This is a genomic window from Prevotella aurantiaca, from assembly GCF_015262605.1.
Taxonomy (GTDB): domain Bacteria; phylum Bacteroidota; class Bacteroidia; order Bacteroidales; family Bacteroidaceae; genus Prevotella; species Prevotella aurantiaca.
In genome coordinates, this window is record NZ_JABZSJ010000055.1 from 1 (window position 1) to 16,234 (window position 16,234).

A 16,234-nucleotide genomic window follows, 5' to 3' on the forward strand; every position below is an offset into this window, starting at 1 on the left:
CAAGGTAAAGGAAGAATAAAAAGAGGATGTATCAATTTTGACACACCCTCTTTTTATGTTGTTTACTGAATATCTTTACTGTTTTTATAGCTTCTTGTATATTTCCCTTCTTTAAAGAGATTGTAAGAGGCGTAGTTTATTGACTTTAAAGAAACTCCTAATAAATCTTGATAGAAGAGGTCGGTGTACTTTCCTCGAAGTTTTGTATTGTATTTGGAGTTGTCTATCACCAGTAACGGAAAATCATTTCCGACAGCTATGAAAGCATCAAGATATGTATTTGTTATAATCAAAGCGTCATATCCCTTTGATTTGGCCTCATTTATAAGTATTTTAGGAGATACGCAATTTTCAGATCTACAAAAAGGAACATAATCGTATACAACTACATTTTTCTTTTCGCTAATGTATTGTTTCACTTGTTCCACAGTTATTTTATAGATTTTTGTGTAATCTCGTATATCTGAAATATTGCCTGCGTAGGTTACCACGTTTTCTTTCTCCTGTTTGCTTAACTTATTATAGTCTGTGAATATACCGCCTATACTACAAGAAGTGAGCAGTATGCAGAACGCAATAATTAGAAAGGGGCGTTGATACATTGGTTATCTCAATTAATATTTATGCTTCTTTATCCTTGTTAGAAACTTTTGTTGCCGAGATAAAATAGAGTATCAGAGCAATGTAAGCTACGAGTGCAAGAAGTTCAGAAAGATGGTTCTGCCACCATTCTGTATGGTCAAATTCAACACCAAAGAACTTAAGTAAAGCAGAAACAACACCCATAAGTGCACCACCTGCAATAAAGCCTGATGCTATAAGTGTACCTTTATCGCCACGTAGTTTATTGATTTGCTCATCTTTAGAACGTGTTGTAACATACCAATTCACAGCACCGCCAATGATTAAAGGAATGTTCAGCTGAATAGGAATGAACATACCAAGTGAGAATGCCAATGCAGGTACCTTGCAACGATCTAATATTAAGGCCAAAGCTGCACCTATACCATAAAGAATCCAAGGTGCGCCCTGTCCGCTCATCAATGGTTTAATAACAGCTGCCATTGCGTTTGCTTGTGGTGCTGCCAACTGTCCAGAATCGAAACCATAAGTTTTATCCAAAACTATCATTACTCCTGCTACAGTTGCTGCCGATACTATAGTTCCAAGGAACTTCCAAGTTTCCTGTTTCTTCGGTGTAGTACCAAGCCAATAACCTATCTTTAAGTCAGTAATGAAAGAACCAGCCATTGATAAAGCTGTACATACAACACCACCCATCAGCAATGCTGCCAACATACCAGAATTACCTCTTAGTCCGACTGCTACCATTACTACTGAAGCAAAAATAAGTGTCATCAGTGTCATACCTGATACTGGATTAGAACCTACAATGGCAATAGCATTAGCTGCAACTGTTGTAAAGAGGAAAGCTATTACTGCAACAAGCAAAATACCAACAATGGCATGTAACAAGTTGAATTCCATTACGCCAAAGTAGAAGAATAAGAAGATAATCACTAAAGTGATAATACTGCCAAATGCAATAATCTTAAACGAAATATCGCGTTGTGTTCTGATTACTTCTTCTTGGCTTCCGCCTTTACCTTTCATTTCTCTTGCGGCCAAACCTACAGCACTTTTAATAATGCCCCATGACTTTACAATACCAATAATACCTGACATTGCGATACCACCAATACCAATAGAACGAGCGTAGTTCTTAAAAATCTCTTCCGCAGACATACTTCCTATTGTGGTTACAATACTTGGATCCCATTGATTCATAATAGTATCAGGAAATATAAGTGCCATTCCTGGAACAATCAACCACCATACTGTGAGTGACCCCATACAAATAATGAAAGCATATTTTAGACCAATGATGTAGCCTAAGCCTAAAACAGCTGCACCAGTATTAATTTTGAATACAAGTTTTGCCTTATCAGCAATGGTTTCACCAAAGCTAACCATACGACTTGTAACGGTTTCGTTCCACCAACCGAACGTTGCTACGCAGAAATCATAAAAACCTCCAATAAGTCCAGCAAGTAATAATGGCTTTGCTTGACTGCCACCTTTTTCACCACTTACAAGTACTTGTGTTGTTGCAGTAGCTTCTGGGAACGGGTATTTACCATGCTGTTCTTTAACGAAATACTTACGGAATGGTATTAAGAAAAGGATTCCCAAAATACCTCCTAAGGCAGCTGCAATGAATATTTGGAAGAAACTTGCTTGCAAATTAAGCATATAGATTGCTGGCATAACAAAAATACCACCAGCAACAACAGCACCAGAACATGCTCCAATACTCTGAATGATTACATTTTCACCCAAAGCATTCTTGCGTTTAGTTGCTGATGACATACCAATAGCAATGATGGCAATAGGAATTGCTGCTTCAAATACTTGTCCAACTTTGAGTCCTAAATAGGCAGCAGCTGCAGAAAACAGTACCACCATAACCAAACCCCAAGTTACAGACCATGTGCTTACTTCTGGATAAACCTTGTTCGGGCTCATCACAGGTTGATATTCCTCACCTTCTTTCAGTTCACGGAAGGCGTTCTCAGGAAGTTCAATGTTTTGTTTTTCTTTATTTTCCATATCCTTAGTTATATGTTAATCTCAAGGTAAAGTTATTTTGCAATTTCGCAAACTTAGTTTTACACAATCGCAAAGATAAATAAAAAATGGGAAAAGTTGCATTGAATGTCAATAAAATCGCAATAAATGCTGCGTTGTTTCTTTGTTTTTGTGTTTTTTATGTAAGTTTGCCGTATGAAAGAAATAGAACCTATCGCTTATTTTCGTTCCCCTTTTAAAACGAAGTTCGGTATTCCACGACAAAGTGGATTGGTTGATGAACTACGTGGAAGTATTGTGTTTGAATCGAAATTTAGTAACGAAGATGCTTTACGCGGTTTGGAAGGATTTGATTATATATGGCTAATATGGGGATTTTCTGCGAATGAACTTGTTAATAGAACATGGAAAGACGGAGATAATCTTACTGTGCGTCCCCCACGTTTAGGTGGAAACAAAAGAGTAGGGGTCTTTGCTTCTCGTTCTCCTTTTCGTCCTAATGGATTAGGTTTATCGTCTGTGCGAATAGTATCTATTGGTAAAGGAGTTATAGAAGTATCGGGTGCTGACTTAATGGATGGTACGCCTATCTATGATGTTAAGCCTTATTTACCATACGTAGATGCACATACTAAAGTCCGTAGCGGCTTTACCGATAATAATAATTGGCACCCATTGGAAGTAGATTTTCCTGATAATATAGATAATTTCTTCGATGAAGAAGAGGTGAAAGCCTTATCGAAAGTTCTTCAGCAAGACCCACGTCCACATTATCAGAAAGATGCTAATCGTGTTTACGGAATGATATTTGCAAACAAAGACGTCCGTTTTCGGGTGGAAAACAGACGCTGTATAGTTGTTGAAATAGTTTCTTAAAATTCTATTTGCTTTTTTGCGTAGTTCTTATATCATCTTACTTCAATTTTTTCTACGCGTGGTTTCGATACCGTTGGAGCAATAGATGTAATGGAAGGAGCCACATTGCTGCCGTCTGGATTAGATGGAACGGTTACTGGAACAGTTTCTTCACTCGACTTTTTCTTTTCGCTCGAACTACTACGCTTGCTTCTTTTTCCTCGAATACTATTTAAAACCTTCTCTGCTTGCTTTGCTTCTTCTTCGGCTAACGAGTCTTTTGAAAGTGCATCTTGTGCAATAGTATCAAGTTTGATAGCGTTCTTTTCTGCTAAGTTAGAATCTGGCTCTATTGATGTAAGCGTATATTTTGGGTCGTTTTTATGGTTGAAATAATAGAAAAAGCCATAGCCAACCAACATGATGGTACCTATAATGATGAATATAACCAACCCACGACCAATGGTAGGTTTGTTATTCTTGTTATGTAAAGGTGCACCGCAATTAGGGCATTGCTGCTCGTTCTTGTTTACTTCTGTGTTGCAATTCTTACATCTCATATTGCTTTTATTCTTTTATCTGTTCTTTTTTGTTCTTCTAAAAAGTACGTTTTCTTGTTATGGCATTGCCTTAATTTGTTCAGTCTTGCTCATTTATCAATATGAAAACAATCGCAAAGGTACGTTAATTCGTACATTAATCAAAATAAAATGGCAGTTTTTAAAGATTAAATAGAGGAAGACTATTATATGTTTCTTATTCACTCTCTTGATAAGATACTAACGTGTGTTTAATAAGGGAGTGCGAATTGAATTTGAAAAATTGGAAAAAGGAGTTAGACAGGAAGTATATCCCCTCTAACTCCTAATCCTTTTTTATTAGTTATGGAATACTAATCCATCACCGAAATCGTCAATAATGACAGGTTTTTCTCTACTAACAGTCTCGGCAAGTATAGCCTTACTGAGATCGTTTAGCACATAACGCTGAATAGCTCTCTTGACAGGTCGTGCGCCAAACTCAGGGTCATAGCCCACTTCAGCAAGATAATTGATAGCACTTTCTGTCCATTTCAAATTGAATCCTTGTGGTTCGAGCATCGTCTTTACGCGTTCGAGCTGTAAGGTTACAATCTCAGAAATTTCGCTTTTCGTGAGTGGAAGGAACATAATCGTTTCGTCGATACGGTTTAAGAACTCTGGACGAATGTTCTGTTTCAGCATTTCCATCACGATGTCGCGTGCGTTTTCGATAACCTCTTCTCTGTTTCCTTCTGTGAGATTTGCAAACTCTTGCTGGATATATTGCGATCCAAGGTTCGATGTCATAATGATAATGGTGTTCTTAAAGTTCACCACACGCCCTTTATTATCTGTTAGATGTCCATCGTCAAGCACTTGTAACAAAATGTTGAATACGTCTGGATGCGCCTTTTCTATCTCATCGAAGAGTACAACAGAGTATGGTTTACGTCGAACAGCCTCAGTAAGTTGTCCTCCTTCATCGTATCCTACGTATCCTGGAGGTGCACCGATAAGACGAGAAACACTGAACTTTTCTTGATATTCACTCATATCAATGCGTGTCATCATCGTTTCATCGTTGAACAAATATTCAGCCAATGCCTTTGCTAATTCAGTCTTACCAGTACCCGTTGTACCAAGGAAGATGAAAGAAGCTATAGGCTTTTTGGGATCTTGCAAACCAGCACGAGAGCGTCGCACAGCATTTGCTACTGCAGCAATAGCCTCGTTTTGTCCGATGACACGCTTGTGCAATTCTTCTTCAAGATGGAGTAACTTATCACGTTCGCTTTGTAACATTCTAGTAACAGGAATACCTGTCCATCGACTTACCACTTCTGCAATATCCTCAGATGTTACCTCCTCTCTAATCATTGCCTCGCTACCTTGCGTAGACTGTAATTGTTGCTGTATGCTCTTAATGTCATCTTCCAATGCTTTTAAGCGAGAATAGCGTATCTCTGCAACACGTTCGTAATTGCCTTCGCGCTCTGCTCTGTCTGCTTCAAACTTTAAATGTTCAATCTCCTCCTTGTCTTGTTGAATCTTGTTCACTAAGTTTTTCTCGCTTTCCCATTTTGCTTTAAAACTTGTTTCCTGCTCTTTCAGTTCAGCAATCTCCTTATCTAACAAAGCAATCTTATCGGTATCGTTTTCACGTTTAATGGCTTCGCGTTCTATTTCAAGCTGTTTCAGACGGCGAGTAATCTCATCTAACTCCTCAGGAACAGAGTCTCGCTCCATACGAAGCTTTGCTGCGGCTTCGTCCATCAGGTCTATTGCTTTGTCAGGAAGGAATCTATCAGATATATAGCGCTCCGAAAGTTGTACGGCAGCGATACAAGCATCGTCTTGAATGCGCACCTTATGGTGGTTTTCGTAACGTTCTTTCAAACCTCTAAGTATTGAAATAGCGTCCAATTCATCAGGTTCTTCCACCATAACAGTTTGGAAACGACGTTCAAGTGCTTTATCTTTCTCGAAGTACTTTTGGTATTCGTTGAGTGTTGTTGCACCAATAGCACGCAATTCTCCTCGTGCAAGAGCAGGTTTCAGTATGTTGGCAGCGTCCATTGCTCCCTCTCCGCCACCAGCTCCGACGAGCGTATGGATTTCGTCAATGAAAAGAATGATATTGCCTTCAGCATTTGTTACCTCCTTAATAACACCTTTCAGTCGTTCCTCAAATTCGCCTTTATACTTTGCTCCTGCTACTAACGCACCCATATCAAGCGAGTATAGTTGCTTATCTTTTAAGTTTTCGGGTACGTCGCCACGGACAATACGTCCTGCTAACCCCTCTACAATGGCGGTTTTACCAGTACCTGGCTCACCAATAAGTATTGGATTGTTCTTTGTTCTTCGTGAAAGAATTTGCAATACACGGCGTATTTCATCGTCTCGGCCTATTACTGGGTCAAGTTTACCAGCTCGTGCATCTTCCACTAAGTTACGTGCGTACTTTGATAGTGCTTGATAGTTGTCGTCACCGCTTTCCGTTTGCACTTTTGAACCTTGTCTAAGGTCTTTGATAGCAGCCCTCATGGTTTCTTCTGTACAACCAGCATCCTTCAAAATACGGCTTGCTGTGGAATTCACTGCTAAGAGGGCGAGCAACAAAGGTTCTATGCTTACAAACTCATCGCCCATTTTTTGCGATTCGTCCATTGTAGTTTGCATCACTTTATTTGCATCAGGAGAAAGATAAGGTTCGCCTCCTGAAACCTTTGGCAAGCGAGTAATCTCGCTTTGAACGGCATTTTCTACAATCTGAAGATTGATGCCTAACTTATTGAAAAGATAGTTTACTACATCTTTTCCCTTCTCCATTACACCTTCAAGAATGTGTAATGGCTCAATTACTTGTTGCCCATTACGACTCGCCAAACCTACTGCGGTTTGGATAGCCTCTTGTGCTTTAATTGTAAATTTGTCTAATGTCATAGTTCGTTCCTTTTATTTAATTATTCTGTTTTGTAATAATCAAACTCTATTCCCAAGTATTCAAAACTGACAAAATAGTTAAAATTCTGACATTTTGTCGCTTTTTATATTCTTTCTTTGGGCTTTTGAAATATTATTTGTAGCTTTACAATCGAAAGGAAGTTACCTTCCTGTTTAATCACAAAGCTTTTAATGGCATTATATTTATGAATAAAGGAAAATCAACTTGTAAGGTTTTGAAAGCTATTCGACAAAAGATAGCCGATGTAAATGGTATCAGTTACTCTCCAAATGAGTGTCATTACGAAGGAGAATGTAAGGGAACGTGTCCCCAATGCGAGGCTGAAGTACGTTATTTAGAGGACGAACTCAAACGAAAGGGACGCAATGGCTTCGCTATAAAGGTTGGTGGCATTGCGGCAGGCTTGTGCGCAATGGTTGTTCCTGCGCAAGTTGAGGCACAGAACATAAATAAAGACAGCCTGAAAACTTCCGTTCCGCAGGTTAATGCCTTAGATAGCGTTGCCGTGAAAGACCTTTCAGACGGAGCAGGAGATGCGATTGTGGTGCGTGGTTGCTTGATTTCCAACGAAGACAAAGAACCACTGATAGGAGCTTCGATAATAGTTTTGGGAACGAAGAAGGGGCTTGTAACTGACTTAGATGGTAATTTTGCTGTAAAAGTCCCCCAAGATGCGAGCTTGGAAATATCCTATATCGGCTTGAAAAGCAAGGTTGTCAAGGCAAAAGACTTGTTGGATAGGAAGAACAGAACCATTGTTTTAGAACCTGACGAACAAGTTTTATTGGGCGAAGATGTACTGTCAGGCGTAGTCGTAACACGCAATGGCGACGATGTTTACAACCGAACGACACCTAAATACAAGTCGCACAAGAAGAAATGCAAGAAGTAAAGGCACCCATAATCGGCATTAATCGCCACCGACTGACTACTGATGGCGAGGGCGTAACTACTCTTGTGGCTTTTCACGGCTGTCCGTTGCATTGCAAGTATTGTCTGAATCCGCAATGTTTCTCGCCCGATGGTGTGTTGAGAACCATTACGCCGAGCGAGCTTTACAGCGAGGTGGAGATAGACGACCTTTATTTTATGGCAACAGGTGGAGGCATTTGCTTTGGCGGAGGCGAGCCTTTGTTGCGTAGTAAATTCATTGTTGAGTTTGCAAAAATAATGAATCCTGAGTGGAATATTGTATTGGAAACATCGTTGAATGTACCTTTAGAGCAGCTGAAAATAGTTGCACCGCTTGTCAATGAGTTTGTTGTTGATGTAAAAGATATGGACGAACCAATCTATAAAGCCTACACTATGCAAAACAATAATATGGTTGTGAGCAACTTAAAGTGGCTTGCTGAAAATAGATATACAGATAAAACAATAGTCCGTTTGCCGCTAATACCTTATTACAATACTGATACAACACAAGAAAAAAGCAGAAAACAATTAGAAAGAATGGGCTTTTATCGCTTCGATATATTTGAGTATATCGTAAAATAGGTATAAAATACAAACTTAGAAGTCGATGAGCTTGTATGAATAATCTTCTCTTACTACTCGCTAAAATAGTTATTAAATATTACGAAATATAACTAGAAACATTCTTTAATTGCACAAATCATTTAATCATAAAATCATTTTAATTTGTAAAGAAAAGTACAAGCGAAAATCAATATATATTGTATTACGTTGTAATAGCGGTTGTTTTGCAATGCAAAACAGGCTCTTTTACCGCGCAAAACAGGCACTATTGGAGCGTAAAACAATAGGTGTTGTAATGTGTTGTAAACGAGAATGTTATGTAAGATAGATGTTTGTATAAAATCTTTACATAATTATTATCAGTTATTGTTCTTTTTCTATCTCACTTTAATACATACTTCTCCATAATATTCATTTGCCTTGTTGCGCAGCAAAAAGCCATATACAGCAGTCTGTTTGCGGACAGAAAGATTATGGTATAGGTCGGTTTGGTTTTCAATATATCCTCTTTCGGTGTGTTGGAGGTCGTAAATGCAGATGCGCCCAGCATGCTGTGGAGCTACTTTCGCATAGCCAACAAATAGTCCTGCCTTATCTTCTTTTACTGCATTAGCTACATCTAAATGGTAATATAGGTAGCCAGCACGGCACAAAAGTTCTCCATTGGAGTAGAAATCCTTAACTTCGTCCAGACTTAAAGCTTTATATGGCAAAGGCTCAACGTATTTCTGTGGTTTGCTAAATGCTACTTTTGTTTGCTTTGCCAGCCATATAATGCAGAGTACTGTAAGCAAAATGAGGGCAATATTTGTGAGTGTCATTTTTCGAAAGTGTTTGTTTGGCATGGAAAAATTGCCGTATTGGGTAAATTATTTCTGTCTACAAAGATATAGAAAAACTATTAAAAATATCGTTCAATTAAATAAAAAGTACAGCTTCTTTAATTGTTTATGATATAAAAGACGTATCTTTGTACCATTTAAGGATTTGCTCTTTGTTGATAGGAATTTCATAAATGGCGTTCCTACGTATGGAGAAAGGAGCGATATAATGGGCATTATAGAGAGAGTAGGGGCATGAATAGCCAGATTTCTAATTATCTAAAACAAGTGCTCGCAAATATTTTTAGTTATTTCTAAAATAGAGAAGGTTATGAGAAAACTATTAACTGTACTTATATTATTATTTGTGGTGTCATTCAATCTGTCTGCACAGAGCTATGGCGAATTGTGGAAACAAGTAGACGTAGCACGGGGAAAAGACTTGCCCAAGACACAATTGACTGTTTTAAAGAAGATTGTTGGCAAGGCGCAAAGAGAGAAATCGTACGGTAACTTGTTGGCAGCTGAGTTGCTAACCTCAAGTTTGCAGACACAAATCTCGCCCGATTCGGTTGATACGGAAAAGGCTCGCCTGAAGGAGCTCTGTGATAAAACAGAGAAAACCGACAAGATACTGCACGCCGTTTACTGCTGTGCATTAGGCAAACTCTTCGATAGTGACGATGCAGAAGATAATTCGAGCACCACTTATTTCGATAAAGCAATGGCTAATCCAGCCTTGTTGGCAGACGTACAATATAGTAAATATGCCCCATTGATAAAAGGTGGAAAGAACGATGCCATATTTAAGAACGACCTTCTACACGTTATTGCGTTCGAATCTGGACAATATAATAAGGCGGATAAATATTATACGTCTGTCGGCAACCGCGAAGCAGCGTGTTACAGTGCTTATCTGAATGTGAAAGACACTAACGACAAGGCAGCCTTAGACTCGCTTATAGCGCGTTACGGCGATTTACCTGTATGTGGGAGTGTGGCTGTAGCGAAGTATAGGTATTTGGTTAATGCTGAGGATATTAGTGCAAAGCAGCGCATCGAATATATAGACGATGCCGTGAAACGTTGGGGAACATGGGAAGAATTAAACTATCTGCGCAACGAACATGAACGCCTCACTGCGCCAATGTTTAAGATGTGGACTGAAAATAATGTAGGTATACCTCATAAAGAACAGACTATAGAAAACATTAAAGTAAGGAATATCAACGACTTGACGTTGAAAATAACACGCACAACACTGACGGGCGATAACAAATTAGCCCCTATCTATCACCCAGATTTAGCAAAGATAAAAGCAAAACTACAGCCTGCTACCACGAAAATTGTCAAGCGTAATTATCCATCGTATGCTCCTTACGAGGAAATTGAGGACTCACTACAACTTCCAAGCTTAGAGGAGGGTGTTTATTTGTTGGAACTGACCTCATCAAACAAGCGATTGGCTCCACAATATGAGCTGTATTATGTTACCAACCTATATCTAATTGCAGAAAAACAGCCAAATTCTAAGGTACGATATGTCGTGGTTAATTCAACAACAGGACAACCTGTGCCGAATGCAAAGATAAAACTAACAATAGAAGGTCCCTACGGCAAGCCAGCCACTGTAAAATTTGTTGAGACCAATGCACACGGAGAAGCTTACTACAGTTATTCCAAAGGTGTTCCAGACGAGGTGTATGTGTCTACAAATACCGACAAAGCATGCCCTAGCTCTAGTCTTAGAACAAACTATGAATATGAGGTTACAACTCCGTATGAAGAGATTTACGACCTATTTACCGATAGAGAAATTTATCGTCCTGGACAAACTGTGCATGCTTCGGTCGTTGTTTATAGTCAAGATAATAAGACTTTGAAGAGTAAAGCGCTTGCAAATAAAAGTGTAAGTATAATATTAAGAGACGCAAACGATGAAGATATAACTTCAAAAGAGGTTGTTACAGATGAGTTTGGCACTGCTTCTGCTGATTTCGAACTACCTAAAAACTTACTTACAGGCGACTTCGCTATCTATGCAAATAGTGATAGAAGTGGCTTTGTGAACTTTAAAGTAGAAGAATATAAGCGTCCTACATTCACGGTAGATGTAGACGAATATAAAGAAAAATACGCTATTGGCGATACCATAAAACTGAAAGGGCATGCAAAAACTTATTCAGGTATGCCTGTTCAAGGTGCAAATGTTCTGTACACTGTCAATCGTCGTGCCGCATTATGGTGTTGGTATGATACAGAAAACGAGGATTTGGTTTACGAAGGTAAAGCCGTAACCGACGAAAAGGGCGACTTCGAAATCACATTACCCTTTATATTCCCTGACGAAAAGAATAGTAAGAAATCTGGAAGACATAGCAATTGGCAGTCAGCAAGGTTTTACAGCTTCGATGTAGATGCCGATGTTACCGACCTTGCAGGCGAGACCCGCTCTGCAAGTACATCGCTACCATTAGGTACAAAGCCCGCAATGCTAACAAGCGATATGCCCGACAAAGTGCTGAAAGATAGTTTACGCCAGATTAAGTTCTCTTATTTGAATGCTGCAGGTATGGCTATTGACGGAAACGTGCGCTATGCTATAGCATCTTATAAGGATAAAACTCCATCGTTTAGCAAGTATACAACAGTAGAAGCCAATAAGGTTGTAGACCTGAAACCGTTGCAGTCAGGTCGATATTTGTTGCAAGCTATTTGCGAAAACGATACATTAGAGCAAGAATTTGTTGTGTTCTCAATGGACGACAAGCGTCCTGTGGTGGAGACACACGATTGGTTCTATATAAGCGGAAACGAGTTCCCAAGTGATGGAAAGCCTGTTTATGTGCAGTTTGGAGCCACCGATGCCGACCAACACATTGTTTATTCCATCTTCTCTGGTGATAAAGTGATCGACAGCGGGGCTATTAATCAAAGCAATAGTCTTACCACTTGGAAGCTAACATATAAGGAAGCGTATGGCGATGGCATTGTTTTGAATCTTGCATGGGTAAAGAATGGCAATCTGTACACGCATAATGAGAACATCGGACGCCCTATGCCCGACAGACATCTGAACGTGAAATGGACTACCTTCCGTAACCTTTTGCTACCTGGACAGAAGGAAGAATGGACACTTAATGTATGCTATCCCGATGGAAAACCAGCAAAGGCGCAGCTCATGGCAACGCTTTACGACAAGAGTCTTGACCAAATTGCAGAGCACTCGTGGGACTTTTCTTCTTCATACACTAATAATCTTCCAGCCTATATAGAGTGGAGTAGCTTCAATTTCCCAACTTTAAGCTTCTATAAAGTAGCAAACTACAAGTCGTTAACTGAATCTTCATTATCTCTTGCAAGATTCGATGCACGCTTCGTGAATGACTTTAGTTATAATCAAGTATTTATTCGAGGAACCCGTTTCACAGCGGCAACAAAGGAATTTGCAAAGATGGAGCCTATGAAACTAAATGAAGTGCTACAAGGAAAGGCTCCTGGGATAAAGGCTGAAAGGGGAACTGTTAAGTTCACTGCACCCGTTATAAAAGAGGATAGCGATGTTCGTGAGGAGGCTGATGTAGACTATGCAGTTGCCGACTCTGATTCTATTGTTGTAAAAAGAGGTACTAATAATGTACAGTTGCGCGAAAATCTGAATGAGACAGCATTCTTTTATCCACGTCTGAACACCGATGCCAACGGCAATGTAAGCATTAAATTCACGCTGCCAGAGAGCCTTACCACTTGGCGTTTTATCGGTCTTGCACACGACAAGGATATAAATTATGGTATGCTAACCGACGAAGTGGTTGCCAAAAAGACGGTAATGGTACAGCCCAATATGCCTCGCTTTGTTCGTATGGGCGACGAAGCAATGCTATCGACACGTATTTTAAATTCGTCAGACAAGGCTGTCAATGGCAAGGCAACTATGGAAATACTCGATGCTGAAACCGAAAAGGTGCTCTACACTGATAGCAAGGACTACGCTTTAGAGGCGAACGGAACAACAACGGCAACGTTCTCGTTGGCAAGTTTGCTGTCGGAAGAAGGCACAAACAAACTCTCTATTGCCGACCAAAGTATGCTTATCGTGCGCATTATAGCCAGTGGCGACGACTATTCGGACGGAGAACAGCAATATTTGGCAGTGCTTCCAAATCGCGAATACGTGGTTAATACCTATCCGTTTACGCAAAACAAGGCGGGAGAGAAGAGCATTGACCTTACAAAACTGTTCCCAGCAAACACCACAGACCAGCGATTGACGGTTGAATATACCAATAATCCAAACTGGTTGATGGTACAAGCCTTGCCGTTTGTGGCTGATGCGAACGAGCATAACGCCATTAGCTTGGTGTCAGCCTACTATGCCAACAGCTTGGCAAGTAAGATTTTGAAGACGTCGCCTAAGATACGACAGACCATTGAAAGCTGGAGAAGCGAACAAGGAAGCGAGACTTCGATGATGTCGGCGTTGGAAAAGAACCAAGACCTAAAGGAGTTTGCCCTTAAAGAAACGCCTTGGGTAATGGAAGCAAAGAACGAAAGCGAACAGAAACAAATGCTTGTGCGTTTCTTCGACGACAATCAGATAAAATACAACCTGTCGTCTACCATCGAAGCACTAAGTCAATTGCAAAATCCTGATGGTTCTTTCTCTTGGTGGGAGAATATGCCGGGTAGCTTCTACATGACGATTGAAGTGGTGAAAACCCTGACCCGCTTGAACGTGTTGATGGGCGAAAAAGATGAGAAAACCGAAGATATGCTACGTTTTGCATTTGCTTTCTTAGACAAAGAAGTGGCTGAACGTGTTGTAGAGATGAAGCGTCTGCAACGCAAAGGATATAAGAACATCTGCCCATCTGATGCGCTTTGCGACTATTTGTACAGCAATGCATTGGCAAAACGCAAAACAACAGCTGATATAACCTACCTTATCGACCTGTTATCAAAGAAACCTGTCGATTTAACAATATATGGCAAAGCAAACACAGCGGTTATCTTGCAGCAGTATAAGCAAGTTCAGAAAGCAAAAGAATATCTGCAAAGCATCAAGGAATATACTGTTTACAAGGAAGAAATGGGCAGATATTTCGATACAAAGAAAGCTTATTATAGTTGGTTCGACTATAAAATACCAACGCAAGTAGCTGCGATAGAATCATTTAAGACGATTGCTCCGACCGACAAACAAACGATTGAAGACTTGCAACGTTGGCTTTTGCAGTCGAAACGCACGCAGGCTTGGGATACGCCAGTAAACTCTGTAAATGCTATTTGGGCATTTATGAACAACGGACAGTGGACGATGGACAATGGCGAAGCGAGTGTTTTGAAACTTGACGGAAAGGTTATGGAACTTCCAAAGGCTACTGCAGGCTTGGGATATGTGAAAGTAACACAGCCAGTGGCAGTTAATTCACGTAACGAAAGCGAAGGCAAGCAAGTTGCAAACACGTTTACCGTAGAGAAAACAAGCAGCGGAACAAGCTGGGGAGCTGTTTATGCGCAATTCTTCCAACCTATTACTGAGATAAAAGCAAGTAATGCAGGACTTACCATAAAGCGTGAATTGTTCGTGCGAAACATCTATGGCAATCCTAAAGATTTTGTTCAGGCAAAGGCTGGCGATAAGGTTGTGGTGCGCATAACCATTGTAGCAGATCGCGATTATGACTTTGTTCAGGTTTCCGATAAACGTCCTGCGTGTCTTGAACCCGTATCGCAAATTAGCGGATATCAATATGGTGGCTACTACATAGCACCAAAAGATTACTGCACAAACTATTATTTCGATATGATGGCAAAGGGAACTCACGTTGTGGAAACAGAGTATTTTGTAGACCGTGAGGGCGTTTATCTGTCGGGAACGTGCACCGCACAATGCGCTTATGCGCCTGAATACACCGGTCGCGAAGGAGCAATTAAAGTAAAAGTGAATAGCAACAATGCTTCAAATTGAAATAGATGAAGGCAGCGGCTTCTGCTTTGGTGTTACGACAGCCATTAAAAAAGCCGAAGAGGAATTAGAAAAAGGAAGGCAGTTGTATTGCCTTGGCGATATAGTACATAATAGTATGGAGGTGGAAAGGCTTGCAAAACGTGGGCTGATAACCATTAATCATGACCAGTTGCGTGAACTTCACGATGCAACTGTATTGCTTCGAGCTCATGGAGAACCTCCTGAGACCTATGAATTGGCACGAAAGAATAACATAGAAATTATTGATGCCACATGTCCTGTTGTGTTGGCATTGCAGCGTCGCATAAAAAACCAATACGAAAAGAATGGTAATACGATAGTAGACAAACTTGAGAAGGTTGATTTGAAAGCAGAATTAAAAGATAAGAAGAAAGCTTCTGCATCGCAAATCGTAATTTTTGGCAAATTAGGCCATGCCGAAGTATTGGGTTTGGTGGGACAAACACATAGTAATGCAATTGTGATAGAGAAGTTCGAAGATGTGCATCAACTTGATTTTAATCGTGATATATATCTTTATTCTCAAACAACAAAGAGTTTGAATGAATTCCATCGCATCATTGAATACATTCAAGGACATATTTCCGTAAGTGCTCAGTTCCGTAGTTTCGATACTATTTGTCGACAAGTAGCTAATCGCATGCCAAACATTTCGTTGTTTGCTGCAAAACACGACCTCATTCTATTTGTTGCAGGACGCAAAAGTTCTAACGGAAAAGTTCTGTTTCACGAATGCTTAAGTGTAAATCCCAACTCACATCAAGTAGAAAGTGCTGATGAAATAGATATGGAATGGTTTAAGAATGTACAAACTGTAGGTATTTGTGGCGCAACCAGTACTCCTAAATGGCTAATGGAAGAGTGTCGCGATGAGATACTTCGTAGAACAGCTAATGCTTAGAGCTTAAACCATTTAATATATCACTCCTTTTTTGTACTTTAAAAGAAGACTTCATGAGGGTGTGTCAAAATTGATACATCCTCTTTTTATTCTTCCTTTACCTTGTCT

At 39.9% G+C, this 16,234-nt stretch carries 10 protein-coding genes; 5 read left to right on the forward strand and 5 right to left on the reverse strand.

What is annotated here, in order from left to right; all coding sequences use genetic code 11:
- Nucleotides 1-62: 62 nt before the first annotated feature.
- Nucleotides 63-602, reverse strand: coding sequence for a hypothetical protein (locus tag HXN26_RS09010; protein WP_025001336.1), 540 nt, complete (start codon nucleotides 600-602; stop codon nucleotides 63-65).
- A 19-nt stretch (nucleotides 603-621) separates the two neighbouring features.
- Nucleotides 622-2,610 (reverse strand): OPT family oligopeptide transporter, encoded by a 1,989-nt coding sequence (locus tag HXN26_RS09015; protein WP_273160781.1) that lies wholly within the window; start codon nucleotides 2,608-2,610, stop codon nucleotides 622-624.
- Between the two features lie 174 nt (nucleotides 2,611-2,784).
- Between HXN26_RS09015 and tsaA the strand changes: the two genes are divergently transcribed.
- On the forward strand, nucleotides 2,785-3,465 hold the full coding sequence (gene tsaA / locus HXN26_RS09020; protein ID WP_273160783.1) for a tRNA (N6-threonylcarbamoyladenosine(37)-N6)-methyltransferase TrmO: 681 nt from the start codon (nucleotides 2,785-2,787) through the stop codon (nucleotides 3,463-3,465).
- Between the two features lie 32 nt (nucleotides 3,466-3,497).
- On the opposite strand, the gene HXN26_RS09025 is transcribed toward tsaA, so the two are convergent.
- Nucleotides 3,498-4,004: a zinc ribbon domain-containing protein gene (locus tag HXN26_RS09025; RefSeq protein WP_273160785.1), complete on the reverse strand. Its 507-nt coding sequence runs from the start codon at nucleotides 4,002-4,004 to the stop codon at nucleotides 3,498-3,500.
- Between the two features lie 318 nt (nucleotides 4,005-4,322).
- On the reverse strand, nucleotides 4,323-6,911 hold the full coding sequence (gene clpB / locus HXN26_RS09030; protein WP_273160787.1) for an ATP-dependent chaperone ClpB: 2,589 nt from the start codon (nucleotides 6,909-6,911) through the stop codon (nucleotides 4,323-4,325).
- A 206-nt stretch (nucleotides 6,912-7,117) separates the two neighbouring features.
- Between clpB and HXN26_RS09035 the strand changes: the two genes are divergently transcribed.
- Nucleotides 7,118-7,825, forward strand: coding sequence for a carboxypeptidase-like regulatory domain-containing protein (locus tag HXN26_RS09035; RefSeq protein ID WP_273160788.1), 708 nt, complete (start codon nucleotides 7,118-7,120; stop codon nucleotides 7,823-7,825).
- Nucleotides 7,813-8,430, forward strand: coding sequence for a radical SAM protein (locus HXN26_RS09040; protein WP_273160790.1), 618 nt, complete (start codon nucleotides 7,813-7,815; stop codon nucleotides 8,428-8,430). Before HXN26_RS09035 ends, HXN26_RS09040 begins: the two co-directional genes overlap by 13 nt.
- A 359-nt stretch (nucleotides 8,431-8,789) precedes the next feature.
- Here HXN26_RS09040 and HXN26_RS09045 read toward each other — a convergent pair whose 3' ends face one another.
- Complete coding sequence (locus HXN26_RS09045) at nucleotides 8,790-9,233, reverse strand: hypothetical protein (protein ID WP_273160792.1); 444 nt, start codon at nucleotides 9,231-9,233, stop codon at nucleotides 8,790-8,792.
- A 331-nt stretch (nucleotides 9,234-9,564) separates the two neighbouring features.
- Between HXN26_RS09045 and HXN26_RS09050 the strand changes: the two genes are divergently transcribed.
- Both HXN26_RS09050 and HXN26_RS09055 read left to right on the forward strand, forming a co-directional pair.
- Nucleotides 9,565-15,204, forward strand: a complete 5,640-nt coding sequence (locus tag HXN26_RS09050) for an alpha-2-macroglobulin family protein (RefSeq protein WP_273160793.1) — start codon at nucleotides 9,565-9,567, stop codon at nucleotides 15,202-15,204.
- Complete coding sequence (locus tag HXN26_RS09055) at nucleotides 15,191-16,126, forward strand: 4-hydroxy-3-methylbut-2-enyl diphosphate reductase (protein WP_273160794.1); 936 nt, start codon at nucleotides 15,191-15,193, stop codon at nucleotides 16,124-16,126. The genes HXN26_RS09050 and HXN26_RS09055 overlap by 14 nt, the downstream gene beginning before the upstream one ends.
- Nucleotides 16,127-16,234: the final 108 nt, after the last annotated feature.